Source organism: Streptomyces sp. NPDC093085, from assembly GCF_040683935.1.
Taxonomy (GTDB): domain Bacteria; phylum Actinomycetota; class Actinomycetes; order Streptomycetales; family Streptomycetaceae; genus Streptomyces.
Genome location: NZ_JBFBFB010000004.1, coordinates 306,456 through 327,500, shown reverse-complemented (window position 1 = coordinate 327,500; position 21,045 = coordinate 306,456). Strand labels below are relative to the sequence as shown.

At 74.0% G+C, this 21,045-nt stretch carries 19 protein-coding genes; 12 read left to right on the top strand and 7 right to left on the bottom strand.

Features of this window, described 5'->3' with window-relative positions; translation table 11 throughout:
* Positions 1-259: 259 nt before the first annotated feature.
* Positions 260-865: a MarC family protein gene (locus AB0O07_RS15130; protein ID WP_365632237.1), complete on the top strand. Its 606-nt coding sequence runs from the start codon at positions 260-262 to the stop codon at positions 863-865.
* 57 nt (positions 866-922) lie between these two features.
* Here the strand turns inward: AB0O07_RS15130 and AB0O07_RS15125 are convergent, their stop codons facing one another.
* Complete coding sequence (locus AB0O07_RS15125) at positions 923-1,075, bottom strand: hypothetical protein (RefSeq protein ID WP_365632234.1); 153 nt, start codon at positions 1,073-1,075, stop codon at positions 923-925.
* A gap of 301 nt (positions 1,076-1,376) precedes the next feature.
* Between AB0O07_RS15125 and AB0O07_RS15120 the strand changes: the two genes are divergently transcribed.
* Complete coding sequence (locus AB0O07_RS15120) at positions 1,377-2,210, top strand: NYN domain-containing protein (protein ID WP_365633063.1); 834 nt, start codon at positions 1,377-1,379, stop codon at positions 2,208-2,210.
* Between the two features lie 132 nt (positions 2,211-2,342).
* Here the strand turns inward: AB0O07_RS15120 and AB0O07_RS15115 are convergent, their stop codons facing one another.
* Both AB0O07_RS15115 and AB0O07_RS15110 read right to left on the bottom strand, forming a co-directional pair.
* Positions 2,343-3,200, bottom strand: coding sequence for an alpha/beta hydrolase (locus tag AB0O07_RS15115; protein WP_365632231.1), 858 nt, complete (start codon positions 3,198-3,200; stop codon positions 2,343-2,345).
* Positions 3,201-3,330: 130 nt separating this feature from the next.
* Positions 3,331-5,328 (bottom strand): DEAD/DEAH box helicase, encoded by a 1,998-nt coding sequence (locus AB0O07_RS15110; RefSeq protein WP_365632228.1) that lies wholly within the window; start codon positions 5,326-5,328, stop codon positions 3,331-3,333.
* Positions 5,329-5,878: 550 nt separating this feature from the next.
* On the opposite strand from AB0O07_RS15110, the gene AB0O07_RS15105 reads away from it, so the two are divergent.
* Positions 5,879-6,673, top strand: coding sequence for a ferritin-like fold-containing protein (locus AB0O07_RS15105; protein ID WP_365632225.1), 795 nt, complete (start codon positions 5,879-5,881; stop codon positions 6,671-6,673).
* Positions 6,674-6,730: 57 nt separating this feature from the next.
* Here AB0O07_RS15105 and AB0O07_RS15100 read toward each other — a convergent pair whose 3' ends face one another.
* From AB0O07_RS15100 to AB0O07_RS15085, 4 genes are all read right to left on the bottom strand, one after another.
* A complete protein-coding gene (locus tag AB0O07_RS15100) occupies positions 6,731-7,000 on the bottom strand; it encodes a hypothetical protein (RefSeq protein ID WP_365632222.1) in 270 nt (89 codons plus the stop codon).
* A 153-nt stretch (positions 7,001-7,153) separates the two neighbouring features.
* Positions 7,154-7,381: a DUF3107 domain-containing protein gene (locus tag AB0O07_RS15095; RefSeq protein WP_365632220.1), complete on the bottom strand. Its 228-nt coding sequence runs from the start codon at positions 7,379-7,381 to the stop codon at positions 7,154-7,156.
* A 165-nt stretch (positions 7,382-7,546) separates the two neighbouring features.
* Positions 7,547-8,197 carry a TetR/AcrR family transcriptional regulator gene (locus AB0O07_RS15090; protein WP_365632217.1) on the bottom strand — a complete coding sequence of 217 codons (651 nt, stop codon included), beginning with the start codon at positions 8,195-8,197 and terminating at the stop codon, positions 7,547-7,549.
* Between the two features lie 129 nt (positions 8,198-8,326).
* Complete coding sequence (locus tag AB0O07_RS15085) at positions 8,327-8,548, bottom strand: hypothetical protein (protein ID WP_365632214.1); 222 nt, start codon at positions 8,546-8,548, stop codon at positions 8,327-8,329.
* Between the two features lie 158 nt (positions 8,549-8,706).
* Here AB0O07_RS15085 and AB0O07_RS15080 point away from each other — a divergent pair, with 158 nt between their 5' ends.
* From AB0O07_RS15080 to AB0O07_RS15040, 9 genes are all read left to right on the top strand, one after another.
* Positions 8,707-9,705 carry an alpha/beta hydrolase gene (locus tag AB0O07_RS15080; protein ID WP_365632212.1) on the top strand — a complete coding sequence of 333 codons (999 nt, stop codon included), beginning with the start codon at positions 8,707-8,709 and terminating at the stop codon, positions 9,703-9,705.
* A gap of 8 nt (positions 9,706-9,713) precedes the next feature.
* Complete coding sequence (locus AB0O07_RS15075; protein WP_365632209.1) at positions 9,714-11,318, top strand: DUF3152 domain-containing protein; 1,605 nt, start codon at positions 9,714-9,716, stop codon at positions 11,316-11,318.
* A gap of 94 nt (positions 11,319-11,412) precedes the next feature.
* Entirely contained in the window at positions 11,413-11,511 is a 99-nt protein-coding gene (locus AB0O07_RS15070; RefSeq protein ID WP_365632206.1) for an Ms4533A family Cys-rich leader peptide, read from the top strand.
* A gap of 240 nt (positions 11,512-11,751) precedes the next feature.
* Positions 11,752-13,476 carry an ABC transporter substrate-binding protein gene (locus AB0O07_RS15065; RefSeq protein ID WP_365632203.1) on the top strand — a complete coding sequence of 575 codons (1,725 nt, stop codon included), beginning with the start codon at positions 11,752-11,754 and terminating at the stop codon, positions 13,474-13,476.
* A gap of 17 nt (positions 13,477-13,493) precedes the next feature.
* Positions 13,494-14,651, top strand: coding sequence for an ABC transporter permease (locus AB0O07_RS15060; protein WP_365633060.1), 1,158 nt, complete (start codon positions 13,494-13,496; stop codon positions 14,649-14,651).
* Entirely contained in the window at positions 14,648-15,637 is a 990-nt protein-coding gene (locus AB0O07_RS15055; RefSeq protein WP_365632200.1) for an ABC transporter permease, read from the top strand. Before AB0O07_RS15060 ends, AB0O07_RS15055 begins: the two co-directional genes overlap by 4 nt.
* A complete protein-coding gene (locus tag AB0O07_RS15050) occupies positions 15,634-17,367 on the top strand; it encodes an ABC transporter ATP-binding protein (RefSeq protein WP_365632197.1) in 1,734 nt (577 codons plus the stop codon). Before AB0O07_RS15055 ends, AB0O07_RS15050 begins: the two co-directional genes overlap by 4 nt.
* A gap of 202 nt (positions 17,368-17,569) precedes the next feature.
* Positions 17,570-19,585, top strand: a complete 2,016-nt coding sequence (locus AB0O07_RS15045; RefSeq protein WP_365632194.1) for a glycosyltransferase — start codon at positions 17,570-17,572, stop codon at positions 19,583-19,585.
* Positions 19,578-20,903, top strand: a complete 1,326-nt coding sequence (locus tag AB0O07_RS15040; protein ID WP_365632191.1) for a hypothetical protein — start codon at positions 19,578-19,580, stop codon at positions 20,901-20,903. The genes AB0O07_RS15045 and AB0O07_RS15040 overlap by 8 nt, the downstream gene beginning before the upstream one ends.
* The last annotated feature ends 142 nt before the right edge of the window (positions 20,904-21,045 follow it).

Here is a 21,045-nt window from a genome sequence, read left to right as displayed (position 1 = left end):
CCGCGCGCCGCGCCGGGCTGCCTCGCGCCGCGTACGGTGCCGGGCGGCCTCACGCCGTACTGCGCCGGGCGCACCCCGTGCCGTACCGCCGGCCGCGTACCACCGCCGTACCACCGTGTGCCGACGGGCTGCCGTACGCCTGACGTATTTTCCGGCGTAACCACCGGGCCCCGTCCCCGTCCGCCCGCACCGGGCAGGCTGGTTCTCGGCGTCCCGGTTCCCCCAAGCCTCCCCGCCACTTCTTCCTCAGGGCCTCGCTGTGTTCGATTTCGCTGTCTTCGGATCCCTCTTCCTCACCCTCTTCGTCATCATGGACCCGCCCGGGATCACCCCGATCTTCCTGGCGCTCACCTCCGGCCGGCCGGTCAAGGTACAGCGCGCCATGGCCTGGCAGGCGGTGGCCGTCGCCTTCGGGGTGATCACCGTCTTCGGCCTGCTCGGCCAGCAGATCCTGGACTATCTCCATGTCTCCGTACCGGCCCTGATGATCGCGGGCGGGCTTCTGCTGCTGCTCATCGCGTTGGATCTGCTGACCGGCAAGAACGACGAGCCCAAGCAGACCAAGGACGTCAACGTGGCGCTCGTACCGCTGGGCATGCCGCTGCTCGCCGGGCCCGGCGCCATCGTCTCCGTCATCCTCGCCGTCCAGCACGCGCGCGGGCCCGGCGGCGGGATCGCGGTCTGGGCGGCGATCGCCGCGATGCACCTGGTGCTCTGGCTGACCATGCGCTATTCGCTGGTGATCATCAGGGTGATCCGGGATGGTGGGGTGGTGCTGGTCACCCGGCTCGCCGGGATGATGCTCTCGGCGATCGCCGTCCAGCAGATCATCAACGGGGTCACACAGGTCATCCGCGCCGCGTGAAGCGGTTGCCTGAAGGGGTTGCGTGAAATGGCCGCGTGAAGCGGTCGCGCGAAGCGGTTACGAGTCCGGGGTGTCGGCCGGGCGGATATAGATGCGCTGGCCCATGGCGGCGGCCTGCTGCACTATCCGGTTGACGGAGGCGGCGTCCACAACTGTGCTGTCCACGGCTGAGCCGTCGATGTCGTCGAGGTGCATGATTTCGAAGCGCACGGCTTCTCCCTTCGTCGGGTCCTCCTGCGAATGGGGTGGGATACGCCCTGTACAACGGCTTGCCCTCTGCAAACATTCCCTACGCTAAGGAAAATTTTTGGGAGACTAAGTACTGGTGAGTAAGGTGACGGTCACGGAGAATGAACGGCGTATGGACGAGGCAGAGATCAAAGAGATCAGTACGGGCGGCGACACCAGAATCCACCCGGGAATCCCTCCGGGCGCCCCCCTCGGGCCCCTCTCGGAGTCCACCGCCGCCATCGGGGCGGCGCTGGATCTCACCAACGAGCTGCTGCGGCGCATGCTCGCCGAGGTCGCCAAGACCCCGTCCACGCACGCCCTCTTCGTCGACGCCGGATATGTCTACGCCGCCGCCGGGCTGCTGGTCACGGGCACCGAGGACCGGCGCTCCTTCGACCTGGACGCCGGCGGGCTCATCGAGGCCCTGATCGACATGGCCAGGACCATCTTCGCGGACAGCCGGCTGCTCCGCGTCTACTGGTACGACGGCGCCCGGCGCCGGATCCACACCGCCGAGCAGCAGTCCATCGCCGAACTCCCGGACGTCAAGGTCAGGCTCGGCAACCTCAACGCCAACAACCAGCAGAAGGGCGTCGACTCCCTCATCCGCACCGACCTCGAATCGCTCGCCCGGCACCGCGCCATCAGCGACGCGGCCCTCATCGGCGGCGACGAGGACCTGGTCCCCGCGGTCGAGGCGGCGCAGGGGTACGGGGCCCGCGTCCACCTCTGGGGCATCGAGGCGAGCGAGGGCTCCAACCAGGCCGAGCCCCTGCTCTGGGAGGTCGACAGCCAGCGCACCTTCGACCTGGAGTTCTGCAAGCCGTATGTGACCCGGCGCCCGGTCACCACGTACGAGCACGAGGGCGAGCCCCCGCCCTCCCGCGACCAGGTGCGCTTCATCGGCGCCCAGATCGCCGCGACCTGGCTGGCCGAACGGGGCCGGGAGGCCATGGCGGAGCTGCTGCCGGGCCATCCGTATCTGCCGGGCCCGGTCGACCAGGACCTGCTCATCGAGGCCGAGAGGCTGCTCCAGCGCTCGCTGCGGGGCCATGCCATGCTCCGCCGGTCGCTGCGCGACGGCTTCTGGCAGCACCTCCAGTCGACGTTCTAGCGCTCCGGCACCGGCATACCAGCGGGCCGGCAGGATCGTTCCCGCAGATCTTCGGGGCAGGTCACGGGCGTGCCGCTGGTACGAGTGCCGGTGGCGCGGGCGTCGGTGATACGGGTGCCGGTGGTACGGCGGTCAGTACAGGGTGTCCCAGAAGTCGGCGAGCGCCGCCGCCGTCTCCGCCGGCCGGCCGGTGTTGGGAGAGTGCTCCGCCCCCGCGACAACCGTCCGGTGCGCCCCGAGCCGTACCGCCATGTCGTCCAGGAGCGGCACCGGCCACACCTCGTCCCGCTCGCCCGAGATCACATGGAACGGCAGCCGCCGCACGGCGGCCAGCTCGGCCACCCGGTCCGGCTCCACGGTGAGCTGCGCCCCCGTGACCAGGAGCTGCGCCGGGTGGGTGCGGACCCAGCGCTCGCGGAGCTCCGCGCCGTCGCCGGGGGCGGGGGCCGCCAGATCCGCCACGGGTGACTCCATCGACCGCATCACCTCCCAGACCTCCGCCATGGTCAGCGTCGCGAGCGCGTCGCTGAGCAGTTTGATCCGCTCCCGCTGGCCGGGGGCGACCTCGGCGGGGCCCGAGGACATCAGGGTCAGGGAGAGGAACGGGGTCCGGTCGAGCAGGACGGCGGCGCGCGAGATCTGGCCGCCGAGCGAGTGGCCGAGCAGATGCAGGGGGGTGTCGAGCGCCTCCGCCTGTGCCTGTACGTCGGCGGCCAACTCGTCCTGGGCGTAAGCCTCCCGGGTGTCCGGTCCTTCGGTCTCGTACTGGCCCCGGCCGTCCACGGCGACGGTTCTGTACCCGGCCTCGGCGAGCGGTTCGAGCAGCGCGATGAAGTCCTCTTTGGACCCGGTGTACCCGGGCACCATCAGGACGGTCCCGTGCGGTTCCCCGGCGGGCCGCGCGTCGAGGACGGCGAACCGGCCACGGCGGGTGGCGAGGGTCCGGGCGCGGGCGCAGGGGGGCGGGGTGAAGGTGGGCGGCCGACTCATGCGACGAGGCTAACCGGGCCCGCACACCGCCGATGGCCCGGCACCCCCGGGGTGCGGGGCGACGGGCCATCGGCGGTGTGACACGGCGGTGGTACGGGTCCCTCGGCGGGGCCCGGCCGGGCTGCCGGGCTCAGCCCTCCTCGGGCTGGGCGGCGGCCTTCTTCGCGGCGGTGGCGCGGGTACGGCGGCGCGGCTTGGCCGGGGCCGCCGCCGCGACCTCCGCCTTCGGGGCCTCCGGCGCCTCCGGGGCGCACGCCTCGGCCTCGGCGGCCTTCGGCTTGGTGACCCGGGTACGGCGCCGGGGCTTGGGCGCGGCGGCCTCGGCGGCCTCGGTGGCCTCGGCGGCCCCGTCGGCCTCGGCGGCCTTGGGCTTGGTGACCCGGGTGCGGCGGCGCGGCTTGGGCTCCTCGGCCGGGGCCTCGGCCGTCACCGGCGCCTCCGGAGCGGCCACGGCGGCCTCGGCCACGGCGGCCTCGGCCACGGCGGCCTCGGCCACGGCGGCCTCGGCGACGGCGGGCGCGGTCTTCACGGCGCGGGTACGGCGGCGGCGCGGCTTGGCCGGGGCCTCGGGCTCGGCCACCACGGGGGCCGCCGCGATCACGGCGTCCGTGGTCACCGTCTCCGGCTCCGGCACCGAGCTCTCCGTACCGGCGGAGACGCCCGTGGGGCCACCGGCGGCGGCGCGGGTGCGACGGCGGCGGCGCGGGGTGCGCGGCCCGTCCGGGAGTTCGGCCACGGCGGTGTGGACGGTCTGGAACTGCGGCTCGGCGTCCGCCGTGGGGGCGGGCGCCGGAGCGGTCGCGGCGGCGGCCGTCGCGGCGGACGCGTCCAGCGGGGCACCGCCCCGGGTACGGCGGCGCTGGCGCGGAGTCCGGGTACGGGCGGGGCGCTCCTCCCGTACCGGCGCCGACGGGGCGGACCTGCGGCCCCGGCCGCCCGTCTCGCCCAGGTCCTCGACCTTCTCGGCGGAGAGCCCGGCGCGGGTGCGCTCGGCACGGGGCAGCACGCCCTTGGTACCGGCCGGGATGTTCAGCTCCTCGAAGAGGTGCGGGGAGGTGGAGTACGTCTCCGGCGGCTCCGGGAAGCCGAGGTCCAGCGCCTTGTTGATGAGCTGCCAGCGCGGGATGTCGTCCCAGTCGACCAGCGTCACCGCCGTACCGGACGCCCCCGCGCGGCCGGTCCGGCCGATGCGGTGGAGGTAGGTCTTCTCCTCCTCCGGCGACTGGTAGTTGATGACATGCGTCACACCTTCGACATCGATACCGCGCGCGGCGACGTCGGTGCAGACCAGCACGTCCACCTTGCCGTTGCGGAAGGCGCGCAGCGCCTGCTCGCGGGCGCCCTGGCCGAGGTCGCCATGGACCGCCCCGGCGGCGAAGCCGCGCTGGGAGAGCTGGTCGGCGATGTCGGCGGCGGTGCGCTTGGTGCGGCAGAAGATCATGGCGAGCCCGCGGCCCTCGGCCTGGAGGATGCGCGCGACCATCTCCGGCTTGTCCATGGAGTGGGCGCGGTAGACCCGCTGGGTGGTGTTGGCCACGGTCGCGCCCTCGTCGTCCGGCGAGGTGGCGCTGATGTGGGTGGGCTGCGACATGTAGCGGCGGGCGAGGCCGATGACCGCGCCGGGCATCGTCGCGGAGAACAGCATCGTCTGGCGGGTGGCCGGGAGGAGCTGGATGATTCTCTCGACGTCGGGGAGGAAGCCCAGGTCGAGCATCTCGTCCGCCTCGTCGAGGACGAGGCCGCGGACGTGCGAGAGGTCCAGCTTTCGCTGGCCGGCCAGGTCGAGCAGGCGGCCCGGGGTGCCGACGACCACGTCGACGCCCTTCTTGAGGGCCTCCACCTGGGGCTCGTACGCCCGGCCGCCGTAGATCGCGAGGACCCGTACGTTCCGTACCTTCCCCGCGGTCAGCAGGTCGTTGGTGACCTGCTGGCAGAGCTCGCGGGTGGGGACGACCACGAGGGCCTGCGGGGCGTTGGTGAGCCGGTCGGCGTCGGCCCGGCCGGACTCGACGTCGGCGGGGACGGTGACGCGCTCCAGCAGCGGGAGGCCGAAGCCGAGCGTCTTGCCGGTGCCGGTCTTGGCCTGTCCGATGACATCCTTGCCGGACAGGGCGACCGGGAGGGTCATCTCCTGGATGGGGAAGGGAGAGACGATGCCGACGGCTTCGAGGGCTTCGGCGGTTTCGGGGAGGATTCCGAGTTCTCGGAAAGTCGTAGTCAGGGTGCTGCCTCTTCTGTGAGACGCGGCGTGAGGCGAACGCCGGGGGTCGTACCGCACCTGGGTACTCGGCCGGCCGTGGATTGGCCGGATGGCGCGGGACCACTGCCGTCGCTCAGAGCGCTCATGCCGCTGAGGGGGCCCCTCATCTGCGGTCGTACGCTGCTGTGCGCACGGTCCGCGCGGAGGGCGGTCGGGGTCGGAGCCGATCGGGCCACCGACCGGGCATCCTCTGGGGCCTGTCCGTGAGGAACGGACCTCGTTCAAACACTGTGAAACATGCGATGGCCCGCCGGATAGTCGGCAGGCGCATTACCACCATACCCCGGAATCGCGCATGTGTGTCGGGCGAATGAGTCCGAACGGTGTGACGAACGGGTTCCGGCTGCCCTCACGGGCCTCCGTCCGGCCGCCGACCGGGCACGGTACGGTCCGGTCGCAGCGGGCTATTGTGCCCTTCATGGAGACGCCCGAGACGCCCGACCCCGCCCACCCCACCGAGCCCGAGCCCGCGTCCGCCGCCGCCGAGCGGGCCGAGGCGGCCGAGGAGGCCGCGCCGACCGGTATCGCCGCCCAGGACTGGGCGACGGCCTCGGCCGAGCCGCAGTACCGCGCCGCGGTGGTGGATCTGCTGGGCGCGCTCGCCTACGGGGAGCTGGCGGCCTTCGAGCGGCTGGCCGAGGACGCCAAGCTCGCGCCGACCCTGGCGGACAAGGCGGCGCTGGCGAAGATGGCCGCCGCGGAGTTCCACCACTTCGAACAGCTGAACGAGCGGCTGCGGGCGGTCGACGCCGAGCCGACCGAGGCCATGGAGCCGTTCGCCAAGGCGCTGGACGACTTCCACCAGCTCACCGCGCCGTCGGACTGGCTGGAGGGCCTGGTCAAGGCGTATGTGGGCGACTCGATCGCCAGCGACTTCTACCGCGAGGTCGCCGCCCGGCTCGACACCGACACCCGGGCGCTCGTCCTCGCCGTGCTGGACGACACCGGGCACGGCAACTTCGCCGTGGAGAAGGTGCGCGCGGCGATCGAGGCGGAGCCGCGCGTCGGCGGCCGGCTCGCCCTCTGGGCGCGGCGGCTGATGGGCGAGGCGCTCTCGCAGGCCCAGCGGGTGGTGGCCGACCGGGACGCGCTCTCCACGATGCTGGTGGGCGGGGTGGCGGGCGGCTTCGACCTCGCCGAGGTCGGCCGGATGTTCTCCCGGATCACCGAGGCGCACACCAAGCGGATGGCCGCGCTCGGCCTCGCCGCGTAACCACGGAGCGGGCCGGAGACGGAGCGGGCCGGAGCACGTACGGCCGCCGGGGCCGCGTCAGGACGGTATGGCGCGGCTCAGCGGCCGGCCCGCCGGGCGCAGCAGCAGCGAGAGCAGCACCGAGGCCACCAGCAGCGCGCCCACGAGGGTCGCCATGACATGGCCCGAGCCGAGCGCCATGTGCGTCACGTACGCGCCGAAGAGGGCGCCGAGCGGGCCCGCCGCGTACACCGTACGGAGCGCGGGCAGGCGGTCCGCCAGATGACGGGCGGCGGCCCATGAGAGACCGAGTCCGAGCAGGACCGATCCGAGGATTTCCAGGATCACTGCCAATCACCTCACATCGCCGGGAGGGGTACGCGGTCCGGACCTTTCGGCCCGTCACGTAGCTACCCGGCGACCGGTGGGAGCAACCCTCGACACGGCGAAGTGGCCCGGCGGGAAACGGAATCCCACCGGGCCACTTCGCACCGCCGGTCGCTACAGGTTGCCGAAACCGACCCGTCGCGCCGTCGGCTCGCCGATCTCCACGTACGCGATCCGCTCGGCCGGTACGAGCACCTTGCGCCCCTTGTCGTCCGTGAGGCTGAGGAGCTGCGCCTTGCCGGCCAGCGCCGCGGAAACGGCTCCCTCGACCTCGGCGGCGGACTGCCCGCTCTCCAGAACGATCTCGCGGGGCGTGTGCTGCACGCCGATCTTGACCTCCACGGCTATGTCCCTCCGAACGGTCTGCGGTGCGCGGCCAGCCGCGCTGTACCCGGCCACATTAGCCCGGAGCGACCCTCCGGAAGACGCCGCGGTGCACGCCCGCAGCGAACACGCGGGGAACCACCGTGGCCGGTGGTCCCGCCGCGGCTCGCGGGGCCCGTCGGGTCACCGGGTCTCGTGGGGCTCGCCGCCGTGCAGCGGGAAACCGGCGATGCCGCGCCAGACCAGCGAGGTGAGCAGCCCCACGGCCTGCGCGCGGGGGATCTGCGACTCGCTGGAGAGCCAGTAGCGCGCGACCACCTGGGAGACCCCGCCGAGGCCCACCGCCAGCAGCATGGACTCCTCCTGGGAGAGCCCGGTGTCCTCGGCGATCACCTCCGAGATCGCCTCGGCGCACTGGAGCGCGACCCGGTCCACCCGTTCCCGTACGGCCGGCTCGTTCGTCAGGTCCGACTCGAAGACCAGGCGGAACGCGCCGCCCTCGTCCTCCACGTACGCGAAGTACGCCTCCATGGTCGCCTCGACGCGCAGCTTGTTGTCCGTCGTCGACGCCAGCGCCGTACGGACCGCCAGCAGCAGTGCCTCGCAGTGCTGGTCCAGCAGGGCGAGGTACAGCTCCAGCTTCCCGGGGAAGTGCTGGTACAGCACGGGCTTGCTGACGCCCGCGCGCTCGGCGATGTCGTCCATGGCCGCCGCGTGGTACCCCTGGGCGACGAAGACTTCCTGCGCGGCACCCAGGAGCTGGTTGCGCCGGGCGCGACGCGGCAGGCGGATGCCTCGCGGGCGCGCCGCCTCGGTCTGCTCTATGGCTGTCACGCCGCCTCCCAAAAAATCGTTCTCTGCGCGTGGTGCGCCGCTCCGCCATCGTACTTTTGGGTAACCCGGCGGCGCGTGGTGAGGAGGCAGAATTTCACGGACCGGACGCGTGCGGTAGCCGGGCGCCGCTCAGCGGTACTCCTCGTCGTCGGCCGGACCGGCCGATCGCGCCTGGTCGGCCGCGTCGCCCTCGCTCGCCTTCTCCGGGTCGATGTGGGTCAGCGGCTCGTCGGGGCCGCTCCCCGCGTCCGTACGCTGCTCGGCGGCGTCCGCCTCGGGGATCTCGTCGTCCGTCGCCGGTACGGAGGTGTCGGGTTCGAAGGTGTCGGGGTCCGTGGGATCGACACTCATACCGACCCCCTTTCTCTCCCCTCCGAGCGTAGGAGCAGGGGGTCACCCGCGCCATACGGCTCTCGTACGACCGTCCCGGCGGCTCCCCCGCGCCGAACGTGCGCCCTGTGATGCCGAACACGTGAACCGGGGGCGTGATCGTCTCGTAACATTGCCGCATGTCCTCGACCGAGCTGCCGCGATCCGTAGCCGCCGCCGCGGCTCCGAAGGCGGGCCCCGTCCGGGTCGCGGAGGGGGAGGAGCTGCGCCGGGTCACGCTCCCCGGGCTCGACCTCGCCGTACGGGCGCGCCCGGCGACCCGGCCCGGTGCCGGGCCCGCGCTGTACGTGCACGGGCTCGGCGGCTCCTCGCAGAACTGGTCGGCGCTGATGCCGTACCTCGCCGACCTGGTCGACGGGGAGGCCGTGGACCTGCCCGGCTTCGGGGACTCGGCGCCGCCCGCCGACGGCGACTACTCGGTGCCCGGCCATGCCCGCGCGGTGATCCGGCTGCTGGACGCGGCGGGGCGCGGCCCCGTCCATCTCCTCGGCAACTCCCTCGGCGGCGCGGTCGCCACCCGGGTCGCCGCCGTCCGGCCCGACCTGGTGCGCACGCTGACGCTGGTCTCCCCGGCGCTCCCGGAGCTCCTGGTGCAGCGGACCGCGCTGCCCACGGCGCTGCTCGCGGTGCCCGGGGTCGCCGGGCTCTTCGGCCGGCTGACCCGGGGGTGGACGGCGGAACAGCGCACCCTCGGCGTGGTGCGGCTCTGTTACGGCGACCCGGCGCGGGCCGCGGCGGAGGATGTTCGCCACGCCGTGGCCGAGATGGAACGCCGGCTTCAACTGCCGCATTTCTGGGCGGCGATGAGGGGTTCCGCACGCGGTATCGTCGACGCGTACACGCTCGGCGGGCAGCATGCGCTGTGGCGGCAGGCGGAACGGGTACTCGCCCCGACCCTGCTGGTCTACGGCGGGCGGGACCAGCTCGTCTCGTACCGGATGGCGCGCCGTGCCTCGGCCGCCTTCCGTGACGCACGGCTGCTCACGCTCCCGGACGCGGGGCACGTGGCCATGATGGAGTACCCGCGCGAGGTCGCGGAGGCCTGCCGGGAACTCATCGCCGAGAACCGGCCGGGCGTGGCGCACGAAGAACCGACGGACGAAGACGGCAGGAGCTGATCCGGGGCGTGGGACGACACAGCCGCAGAAGCCCCGTATCGCAGGGCTCCCCGGGCCAGGAGCAGCGCGAGGGCCCCGGCCAGGGGCGTCGCCGGCGCCCCGAGGAGGACGGCGGGCCCGGCCCGGAACCGGGCCCTGGCGGCCGTGCGGCGCTCGGCCCCGACCAGCACGGCGGACCGGGGTACGGCACGCCCGCGCACGGCGTCCCCCAGGTGCGCGGCGGCCACCCCGAGCAGCGCGAGACCGGCGGCGGCTGGGGCGGCCAGGGCCGCTACGGCGACTGGCGCGGCACCCCGGCCCGCGGCCCGAAGGACCGGGCCACGGGCGCTGCGGGCGCCCCTTCGACGGGTACGGGCCCGGGCGGGGCTTTCGGCCGTACGGCGCCGGGCGGTGGCCCGGCGGGTGACGGGCCGGGCGGCGCCCCGGCGGGTACGGGGCCCGGTGGTGCGCGGCCGGGTGGTGCGGCGTCCGGCGTGGGGCCGGTGGGCGGCGGGTCGGGCGGTGCGCCGGCCGGTACGGTGCCGGGTCCGGGCGGGGCTTTCCGGCGTACGGGGCCGGGTGGCGCCTCGGCTCGTACGGCGCCCGGTGAGGCGGGGGCCGGTGTGGCGGATACCGCCCCGGTGCCGGTGGTGCCCGGGCCGCGCAAGGAGTTCGTGGAGGCGTTCGACGCGCCGGTGGCCGCGCCGGTGCCCGGGGCCAGGGACGGTGGCGACCGTACCGGTACCACGGTCACCGGCGAGGACGGCAACGAGGACGGCGCGGGGGGCGGGGGCGGGGACGAGTCCGCCGGACCGGGGTGGGGGCGCGCGCTCACCGGGGTCGCCGCCGCCGCGGTGACCACCGTGCTGGCGGTCGTGGTGATCGGGCACTTCACCGGCGGCGCCGGTGACCGGAGCGGGGCCACGGCGGCGGGCGGGAGCGACCGTACGGACCAGGACGGCGCCTCACGCTCCGACGACCGGACCGCCCCGCACGCCGGGGAGCCGACGGTGGCGGCGAGCGCCCCGGCGGCCACGTACGCGGAGCTGATGACCCGGCAGTTCCCGCTGGACGCCGACCTCACGGCGGCGGGCACCTTCACCGCCGTGCCCGGGCTGGCGAAGGCGCCCGGCAAGGGACAGAAGTTCCGCTACCGCGTCGACATCGAGAACGGGCTCGGCCTCGACGGGACGCTCTTCGCCGACGCCGTCCAGAAGACCCTCAACGACCAGCGGAGCTGGGCCCACAACGGGGCCATGACCTTCGAACGGGTCTCCAGCGGCGAGCCCGACTTCGTGATCACGCTGGCCAGCCCCGGGACCACCGGGGTCTGGTGCGCCAAATCCGGACTCGACACGACCGTCGACAACGTCTCCTGCGACTCCGCATCGACCGACCGCGTGATGATCAACGCCTTCCGGTGGGCGCGGGGCGCCGCGACCTTCGGGCCGAAGGCGATGCTCCCGTACCGGCAGATGCTGATCAACCACGAGGTCGGCCACCGGCTCGGCCACAACCATGTGAGCTGCCGCACGCCGGGCGCGCTCGCGCCGGTGATGCAGCAGCAGACGAAGACGCTGGACATCGACGGCATCAAGTGCCGCCCGAACCCCTGGGTCTACCCGGAGCGGTGACGGGTTCCCGGGCGTCCAGGGTCTGTCCGCATGGTGGGCGCGATGTCTCACTCCGCGTTGACATGCGAACATCCGCTCGTTCATATTTCTCCCCATGTCGTCCGCCCACGCACCCGCCTGCCGTCACGCCGCCATTGAGCTCGCGCTCATCGGCGTGACGCCGCTGTGCGTGGCCGACATTCTCTGTAGCTGACGCCGCCCCGGGCCCGTCCCTCCCGCCGCCACCGCGCCGCGGGCCGACCCTGCCCGGCGCACCCCTGTCCGTAGCGCGGACGCGGCGTCCGGCTCCCCCTCGTACCACCTCGGCCGCTGCCGCCCGCGCGGACACCGGGCGCCCCACGCCCTCTGTTCCGCCCTGCCCACCCCTGCCACCCTGGTGCACGCCGTCACTCCTGTGCCCGCCGTGCGCGCAGCCCACCGAGAGGCTCTCCCGATGCGTCAACCGTCCGTCAACCACCGCCGCGTGGCCGCGGCAGCCGTCACCCTGGCCGTGGCCGTGGGGGCCGCCGCCTGCGCGGGCCCCCAGGACAACGATGCCAAGGGCGAGGGAGCGGCCCAGGGCAAGCCCCAGAAGGGCGGCACGCTCTCGGTGCTCAACACCGAGGCGCAGACCGACTTCGACCCGGCACGCCTCTACACCTCCGGCGGCGGCAACGTCCCCTCGCTCGTCTTCCGTACGCTGACCACCCGCAACCGGGCCAACGGCGCCGAGGGCACCAAGGTCGTCCCCGACCTCGCCACCGACACGGGCCGGCCCAACGCCGACGCCACCGAGTGGACGTACACCCTCAAAGAGGGGCTGAAGTTCGAGGACGGCACCCCGATCACCACCGCCGACATCAAGTACGGCATCGAGCGCTCCTTCGCCGCCGAGCTCTCCGGCGGCGCCCCCTACCTGCGGGACTGGCTGGTCGGCGGCGCCGACTACCCGGGCGTCTACAAGGCTCCCAAGGGGCTCGCCTCGATCGTCACCCCCGACGCCAGGACCATCGTCTTCAAGCTGAACAAGCCCGAGGGCGACTTCCCCTTCGTCGCCACCCAGACCCAGTTCGCGCCGGTGCCCAAGGCGAAGGACAAGGGCGCCAAGTACGAGGAGCACCCGGTCTCCTCGGGCCCGTACAAGGTCGTCAAGAACGAGGGCGACGGCCAGCACATGGTGCTGGAGCGCAACCCCCACTGGTCCGAGAAGACCGACGACCAGCGCCACGCCTACCCCGACAAGATCGACGTCAAGGCCGGTCTCGACGCGGCCGTCATCAACCAGCGGCTCGCCACCAGCTCGGGCGCCGACGCCGCCGCCGTCACCACCGACACCAACCTCGGCCCCGCCGAACTCGCCCAGGTCGGCAGCGACAAGGCGCTCGCCGCGCGGGTCGGCACCGGCCACTTCGGCTACACGAACTACCTCGCCTTCAACCCGAAGGTGAAGCCGTTCGACAACCCCAAGGTGCGCCAGGCCATCGCGTACGCCGTCAACCGCACCAGCGTGATCAACGCGGCGGGCGGCTCCGCGCTCGCCGAGCCCGCCACCACCTTCCTGCCCGAGCAGAAGGCGTTCGGCTACACGCCGTACGACCACTTCCCGGCCGGCAAGACCGGTGACCCGGCGAAGGCCAAGGAGCTGCTGAAGGAGGCCGGTTATCCCAACGGGCTGACCATCTCCCTCACCCACTCCACCGCGCAGAACCGGGAGACCAGCCCCGAGGTCGCCACCGCCGTCCAGGAGGGGCTGAAGAAGGCGGGCATCACCGTCAAGCTGGTGGGCCTGGAGCCGAACGCGTTCAACGAGGCGCGCTGGAGCTACCAGGACTCGCCCGGCTTCTTCCTCTCCCGGTGGGGCGCCGACTGGCCGTCCGGCGGCCCGTTCCTCGCCCCGATCTTCGACGGCCGGCAGATCGTCAAGGACGGCTCCAACTTCAACCACGCCCAGCTCGACGACCCGGCGGTCAACAAGGAGATCGACGAGATCAACAAGCTGACCGACCTCTCCGCCGCCGCGAAGCGCTGGGGCGCACTCGACAAGAAGATCGGCGAGCAGGCCCTCGACGTACCGCTCTTCCACCCCGTCTACAAGCGGCTGTACGGCAAGGACGTCAAGAACATCGTGATCAGCGACTGGACCGGCGTCCTCGACATCTCGCAGGTCGCGGTCAAGTGAGTACCGCTCCCGATCCGGTGGCGGCCGGGACGGCGGGCCCCGCGGGCTCCCTCCCGGCCGCCCCGGCCGCACCGCCCGGCGCGCCCTCCGGCGGGGTTTCCGGCGCCGGACAGGTCTGGCGCCGGCTGCGCGCCCGCCCCTCGGCCCTGGTGGCCGGGGGCGTCCTCGCGCTGCTGGTGGCGCTCGCGCTCGCCGCGCCGCTGCTCGCCGCCCTCGAAGGCCAGGACGTCAACACGTACCACGACGACCTCGTCGACTCGGCGCGCGGCGGCGTCCCCTTCGGCTCCTTCGGCGGGGTGAGCGGCGACCACTGGCTCGGCGTCGAGCCCTCCACCGGGCGCGACCTCTTCGTACGCCTGCTCTACGGCGCCCGGATCTCGCTGCTGGTCGCCGTCGGCGCCACCGCGGTGCAGGTCGCCATCGGCATCACCGTCGGACTCGCCGCCGGGCTGGGCAGCCGGTGGGTGGACACCCTCCTCAGCCGCGTCACCGATGTGATGATCGCCCTGCCGATGCTGGTCCTCGCCATCGCGCTGACCGCCGTCGTCTCCGCCGACTTCCCCCGCCCGCTGCTGCTGATCCTCATCATCGGCCTGCTCAACTGGGGCGGTACGGCGCGGATCGTACGGGCCCAGACCCTCACCCTGAAACACCTCGACTTCGTGGCCGCCGCCCGGCTGGCGGGCTCGGGGCCCTTCCGGGTGGCGCGGCGCGAACTGCTGCCCTCGCTCGCCGCGCCCGTCATCACCTACGCGGCGATCCTGGTCCCCACCAACATCGTCATCGAGGCGTCGCTCTCCTTCCTCGGCGTCGGCGTCAAGCCGCCCACCCCGTCGTGGGGCGTGATGCTGTCGACCGCGCAGACCTGGTTCCGCGCCGACCCGATGTACGTCCTGCTCCCCGCCGGGCTGCTCTTCGTGACCGTGCTCTCCTTCACCGTGCTCGGTGACGCGGTACGGACGGCACTCGACCCGCGTGAGGCGAGCCGGCTGCGGGTCGGGACCCGGGCGGGCGGCCGGAACCGCAAGGCGGACGCCTCGGACCGTACGGCGGACGCCTCGGACCGTACGGCGGGCACGTCGTCCCGTATGGCGGACGCGTCGGACCGTATCCCGGACGCGTCCGCCCGTACCCCTCTCCAGGATCCGAAGGACCTCAAGGACACCGCCTCATGACGCGCTATCTGATCAAACGGCTCGCCGGCGCGCTCCTGGTCCTGCTCGTGCTCTCCGTCGTCATCTACGCGCTCTTCTACCTCGCGCCCGGCGACCCGGCCCGGCTCTCCTGCGGGGAACGGTGCTCCACGGCGCAGGTCGACCAGGTCCGCGAGCGGCTGGGGCTCGACCACTCCGTGCTCACCCAGTACGGGGAGTTCCTGCGCGGGATCGTCGCCGGACGCGACTACTCCACCGGCACCGCGCTGCTCCACTGCGACGCGCCCTGCCTCGGCTTCTCGTACAAGTCCGACCAGCAGGTCACCCAGCTCCTGCTGGAGCGGCTGCCCGCCACGCTCTCCCTCGCCGTCGGCGCCATGGCGGTCTGGCTGGCCGTCGGCGTCGGCACCGGGCTGCTCTCCGCGCTCCGGCGCGGCGGCATCACCGAGCGCGCGCTGACCCTGCTCACCCTCGTCGGGACCGCCACGCCCGTCTTCATCCTGGGGCTGCTGCTCCTGATGCTGGTCTGCGCCTATCTGCGGCTGCTGCCCTTCCCGTCGTACGTGGCGCTGAGCGACGACCCCGAGCAGTGGGCGTGGAACATGCTGCTGCCCTGGCTCACCCTCGGGCTCTTCGAGAGCGCCAAATACGCGCGGCTGACCCGGAGTTCGACCCTGGAGACGCTGGCCGACGACCATATCCGCACCTTCCGCGCCTATGGCGTCGGTGAGCGGGCGGTCGTCGGACGGCACGCGCTGCGCGGCGCCCTGCCGCCGGTCATCGCGCTCAACGCGAACGACTTCGGCACGGTGATCGGCGGTGCGGTGCTCACCGAGACGCTGTTCGGCATCCCCGGCATCGGCAAGACCCTGATCGAGGCGGTACGGGACGTGGATCTGCCGGTGGTGATGGGCGTGGTGCTGGTGACCGGCGCGGCCGTCGTACTGGCCAATGTCGTGGCGGACCTGCTGTACGCCGCGGCCGACCGAAGGGTGGCACTGCTGTGACGCGCACGACCGGGGCCGCCTCCGGGGGCTCCCCTGGGGGCTTCTCGGAGGCGGCCGAACCGCTGGTGCTGGTCGAGGACCTGACCGTCGCGTTCGGCGCGGGGGGCGCGGCCGGTGCGGCCGGCGAGGAGACCGTACGCGCCGTGGACGGGCTCTCCTTCTCGCTCGCGGCGGGGCGCGCCCTCGCCCTGGTCGGTGAGTCCGGCAGCGGCAAGAGCACCGTCGCCGGCGCGCTCCTCGGGCTGCACCGGGGGACCGGCGCGCGGGTCGGCGGCACGGTCCGGGTCGCCGGTACGGACCTCGCCACCGCCACCGACCGCGAACTGCGCGCGCTGCGCGGCGCGGTGGCCGCGATGGTCTTCCAGGACCCGCTCTCCTCGCTCGACCCGTACTACGCGGTGGGCGACCAGATCGCCGAGGTCTACCGGGTGCACAACGACACCACCCGGCGCGCGGCGCGTGCGCGGGCGGTCGAGGTGCTGGACCGCGTGGGCATCCCCGACGCCGCGCGCCGCGCACGCTCCCGGCCGCACGAGTTCAGCGGCGGAATGCGCCAGCGTGCGCTGATCGCGATGGCGCTCGCCTGTGAACCGCGCCTGCTGATCGCGGACGAGCCGACCACCGCGCTCGACGTGACGGTCCAGGCGCAGATCCTCGACCTCCTCCACGACCTGCGCCACGAGACCGGCATGGGGCTGCTCCTCGTCACCCACGACGTCGGGGTCGCGGCGGAGAGCGTCGACGAGGTGCTGGTCATGCGGGACGGGCGGCAGATCGAGCGGGGCGGCGTCGCGGAGGTGCTGGGCGCGCCCCGGGAGCCGTACACGCGGGCGCTGCTCGCCGCGGTGCCGAGGGTGGACGGACCGGTGGAGCGGGTTCCCGTGGAGGCCGGCGGACCGCTGATCGAAGCGGCCGGGCTGCGCCGGGAGTTCCGGCGCGGACGGCAGACCGTCACCGCCGTGGACGGGGTCTCGCTCACCGTCGAGCCGGGGCAGACCCTCGGCATCGTCGGGGAGTCCGGCAGCGGCAAGACCACCCTCGGGCGGATGCTCGTCCGGCTCCTCGACCCGACCGCGGGGACGCTGCGGTACCGGGGCACGGAGATCGGCGCGGCCTCCGAGAAGGAGCTGCGCCCCTACCGCCGCGAGCTCCAGATGATCTTCCAGGACCCGGTCTCCTCGCTCAATCCGCGCCGCTCGGTGGGCGAGTCCGTGGCCGATCCGCTGCGGGCCGCCGGGGTGCTCGACGAGGAGGAGACCGTGGAGCGGGTGCGCGGGCTGCTGACGCGGGTCGGGCTCGACCCGGACCGGTACGACCGGTATCCGCACGAGTTCAGCGGCGGTCAGCGCCAGCGCGTCGGGATCGCCCGCGCGCTCGCCGCCGAGCCCCGGCTGATCGTCTGCGACGAGCCGGTCTCCGCGCTCGATGTGACGACGCAGGCGCAGGTCACCGCGTTGCTCGCGGAGCTCCAGCGGGAGCTGGGCCTCGCCCTGGTCTTCATCGCGCACGACCTCGCCGTCGTCCGGCAGGTCAGCGACCGGATCGCGGTCATGAAGGACGGCCGGATCGTCGAGCAGGGCACGGTCGAGGAGGTCTACGGGGCGCCTTCCGAGACGTACACGAAGCAGCTCCTCGCCGCCGTTCCCGCGCTCGATCCCGGGGTGGCGGCGGCGCGCCGCGCGGCCCGCAGAGCGCTGCCGGTGCCCCCGGCGGAAGCCGCCCTGATCTGACCCCTGGGAAGTACCCCGCGTAACCGTCTCCTTTCGTAGCGCCACAGAACGCTACCGGAACGAGAAAGTTACGTGCATTCACCCCTTCCGGTGGTACGACGGACAACCGTCCGTCGTACCACCGGGTTGTCCGCTTACGGTCTTTCCGCTGCGGTCCGCCGATCAACGGTGGCCGCCCACAAGGGAGATCGGGGGTGCGCTCGTGCGGATCGGACTGCTTACGGAGGGTGGGTATCCGTATGCGACGGGTGAGTCCAGGCTCTGGTGCGACCGGCTCGTACGCGGGCTCGCACCGCACACGTTCGACATCTACGCGCTCAGCCGCAGCGCCCGCCAGGAGCGCGGCGGGTGGGTGCTGCTGCCGCCGCGGGTGCCGGCCGAGCGGGTGCGCACGGCGCCGCTCTGGGGGCCGGCCGACGACAGCCGGGGGTTCGGCCGGCGGGACCGGCGCCGGTTCGCGCTCCACTTCGGCGAACTGGCCGAGGCGATCTGCTCGGAGAGCGGCGCGGGCGGGGCGAGCGGGGGGAGTGGCACGGGCGGGGCCGGCGCCGAGGTCTTCGCCGCCGGGCTGTACGGCCTGGCCGACCTGGCCAGGGAGCGCGGCGGGCTGCCCACGGCCCTCCGCTCCGAGAGCGCGGGACGCCTTCTGGAGGCCGCTTGCCGGGCACCCGGCGCACGCCGGAGCGTGGCGAGCGCGACGGTGCCCGACTTCCTCGCCTTCGCCGACGCGCTGGAGCGGGCGCTCCGCCCCCTCTCGCTCGACTGGTACGACGAGGACGACGGCCTGGGCGCGGTCGACCTCTGCCACGCGGCATCCGGCGGCTCCGCCGCCCTGGCGGGGCTGCTGGCCAAACGCTTCTTCGGGGTCCCGCTGCTGGTCACCGAGTACGGCGTACGGCTGCGCGCGCACTACCTGGCGACGTCGGGCGCGGCGGCGGGCGCCGGGGCCGGGGGCGCGGACGCCGCGTCGCGGGCGCCGGTGCGCGCGCTGCTCGCCGCGTTCCACCGGCGGCTCGCCGCCGAGATCTACCGGCAGGCGGGCATCGTCACCCCGGGCAATCTGCACGCCCGCCGCTGGCAGGAACGGTGCGGCGCCGACCCCGCCAAGCTGCGCACGGTCTACCCCGGGATGGAGGCGGCGCGCTTCGCGGCGGTCGGCGAGGGATACGACGCGGTGTCGGGCGAGCGACCCGGCGAGGGCTACGGCGAGGGATACGGCGAGGGATACGGCGCGGAGGAGGACGCCCTCGGAGCTGTCGGCGCCGACGGCCCGGACGGTCCCGACGGCCTGGGCGGTCCCGACGGCCCGAACAATCCCGACGGCCCGGACGGTCCCCGCGGATCCGAGGGTCCCCACGGCCCCGACGGCCCCCAGGAACCGGAGACGCTCGTCTGGGTCGGCCGGATCGAACCGGCGAAGGACCTGGTCTCGCTGCTCCACGCCTTCGCCGCGATCCGCGGGGCCGAGCCGGGCACCCGGCTCCGTATCGTCGGCGCCCCCGTACGGGACGCGGCCGGCGCGGCGTATCTCGCGCACTGCCAGGGGCTCGCGGCCCAGCTCTTCCCCGACGAGGCGGCCGACGCGCACGCGGTCGGCGACAACCCCGTCTCCTTCGAGGAGATCGGCGGCCCCGAGACCCCCGAGCTGCCGGACGCCTACGCCGCCGGGTGCCTGGTCGTCCTCTCCAGCGTGGTCGAGGGCTTCCCGATCAGCCTGGTCGAGGCGATGTTCTGCGGACGCGCCACCGTCTCCACGGATGTCGGCGCGGTCGTCGAGGTCATCGGCGGTACGGGGCTGGTCGTGCCCCCGCGCAACCCCCGGGCGCTCGCGGACGCGTGCGTGGCGCTGTTGCGCGACCCGGAGCGCCGGGCCCGGCTGGGCGCCGCCGCGCGCGCCCGCGCGATGGAACTCTTCACCGTCGAACAGAACCTGGCCGCGTTCCGCGCGCTCTACCTGGAGCTCATCTCCCGGGCCCCGGTCCACCGCCCGGCCGACTCCGTGGACGCCACCGGTACCCCCGTCCCCTTCGCCCACCCGCCCGAGACCCATATCCCGGGCCACTGGACGGCCCGCCGCCACCCGGCCCCGCCCACGGCCCCGGGCTGGGCGGCCCCGCCCGGCCGGCCCATCGCGGCGACCGCCGCCGCGACCACCGCCGCGACCACCGGCACGACCGCCGGAGCGGCCACCGGAACGGGGGAGCACCACGATGGCTGACACCCAGTACTTCCACCACCCCCGCGAGGCCCGGGCGGCCCATGCCGCCGGGGTCGTCCGGGGCGGCGCCGGGCGGCGGAGTTCGGCCGATCCCGTCAAGGCCCTGCTCCACCGGCACCGGGCGCTCTGCGAACGGGCCGTCGACCCGCTGGAGATCGCCGCCGGGCTCGAAGCCCACGGGATCACCGACCGCACCGCCGCGCGCTTCCGCCACCGCGATGTCTTCTCGCTCGCCGAGGAGCTGTACGCCCGCGCCCCGCACCACACCCACCCCCGGGGCGGCGAGGGCACGGCCGGAGGGCACCAGGGGACGCCGCACCCCGGCCCGTACGACAGCCGGTACGACACCCCGTACCCCGGCTCGCACGCCGCTCCCTACGACGGCGCGCACGCCGGGGTGCTCCCCGGGCCGCACGCCGGCACGCCCCCGGCCCCGCACCCCGGTGCACACCCCGGCGTGCGGAGCGGCGAACCCGCCGCCCCGCGCTCCCGGCGGCGCCCACGCGCCGGGCGCGCCTCCTGGGCCGGGCTCGTGCTGCTGCCCGGCGCCATCGCCTCCCTCACCCTCGTCGGCCTCGGCCACACCAGCGGACAGGGGCAGCTCGCCACCGGGCTCGCCGGGGCCTTCGCGCTCTCCGGGACCCTCTCCGCCTGTCTGCGCCGGGGGCCGCTGCGCGCCGAAGGCCGTACCGTACCGGCCGCCGGGCTCTGGACGTACGCCCTGCTCGCCTATCTGATCTGCGGCGACGGCCTGCTCGCCGCGCTCCTCGCCGGGGGGCCCGACGGCCCCTGGCCCGCCACCCTGACCCCCCTGGTCACGCTCGCCGTCGCCGTCGCGCCCGCCGCCTGGTGCGCGCATCTCTTCTCGGTACGGGCCCGCCGCGCCCTCGCCGCCAGCCGGGGGCTCGCCGACTTCGCCGCCCGGGCCCGGCCGCTGCTCCTCGGCACCGTCGCGCTCCACGGCTGCGCCCTCGCCGCGCTGGCCGTGCTCACCCGCCTGGTCCACGCCGGAAGCGTCGCTCTCACGCCCACCGTCGCGCTCGGCACCCTCTTCCTGCTGGCGAGGCTCCTCACGGTGCACGGCCGCCCCGAGTCCGCCGCCGCCGGGCTCGCCACCGCCGCCGTCCTGGAGTTCCTGGCCTGCGCCTCCGTCCTCGCCGCGCGGATCCCCGGCGCCGAAGCGCTCGCCGCGCCCGTCCGCACCCTCGTCCACGCCGGAGGCCCCGCCGCCGTCCCCGCCCTCGCCTGCGGCGCCGCCGCCCTCGGCCTCCTCGTCCACGCCGCCGTCGCCCTCTCCCGGGCCTCGGCGCACACCTGAAGCCCCCACGCACACCCGCAGCCCCACCCCCACCCCCCACACCCCTCGTAAGAAGTACGCAGAAGGAGACGCACGACATGACCCCGCAATCCCCCGTACCGGCCCCCGCCACGGCGGTACCGGCCTCCGCCACGGCCCGCCC

What these genes read in the sequence shown, in the direction of transcription:
- AB0O07_RS15120 (WP_365633063.1), top strand. Translation starts at nt 1,377, where the DNA reads ATGCTCGCCGAGGTCGCCAAGACCCCGTCCACGCACGCCCTCTTCGTC.
- AB0O07_RS15115 (WP_365632231.1), bottom strand. Translation starts at nt 3,200, where the DNA reads ATGAGTCGGCCGCCCACCTTCACCCCGCCCCCCTGCGCCCGCGCCCGG.
- AB0O07_RS15110 (WP_365632228.1), bottom strand. Translation starts at nt 5,328, where the DNA reads ATGACCCTCCCGGTCGCCCTGTCCGGCAAGGATGTCATCGGACAGGCC.
- AB0O07_RS15105 (WP_365632225.1), top strand. Translation starts at nt 5,879, where the DNA reads ATGGAGACGCCCGAGACGCCCGACCCCGCCCACCCCACCGAGCCCGAG.
- AB0O07_RS15085 (WP_365632214.1), bottom strand. Translation starts at nt 8,548, where the DNA reads ATGAGTGTCGATCCCACGGACCCCGACACCTTCGAACCCGACACCTCC.
- AB0O07_RS15080 (WP_365632212.1), top strand. Translation starts at nt 8,707, where the DNA reads ATGTCCTCGACCGAGCTGCCGCGATCCGTAGCCGCCGCCGCGGCTCCG.
- AB0O07_RS15070 (WP_365632206.1), top strand. Translation starts at nt 11,413, where the DNA reads ATGTCGTCCGCCCACGCACCCGCCTGCCGTCACGCCGCCATTGAGCTC.
- AB0O07_RS15065 (WP_365632203.1), top strand. Translation starts at nt 11,752, where the DNA reads ATGCGTCAACCGTCCGTCAACCACCGCCGCGTGGCCGCGGCAGCCGTC.
- AB0O07_RS15055 (WP_365632200.1), top strand. Translation starts at nt 14,648, where the DNA reads ATGACGCGCTATCTGATCAAACGGCTCGCCGGCGCGCTCCTGGTCCTG.
- AB0O07_RS15040 (WP_365632191.1), top strand. Translation starts at nt 19,578, where the DNA reads ATGGCTGACACCCAGTACTTCCACCACCCCCGCGAGGCCCGGGCGGCC.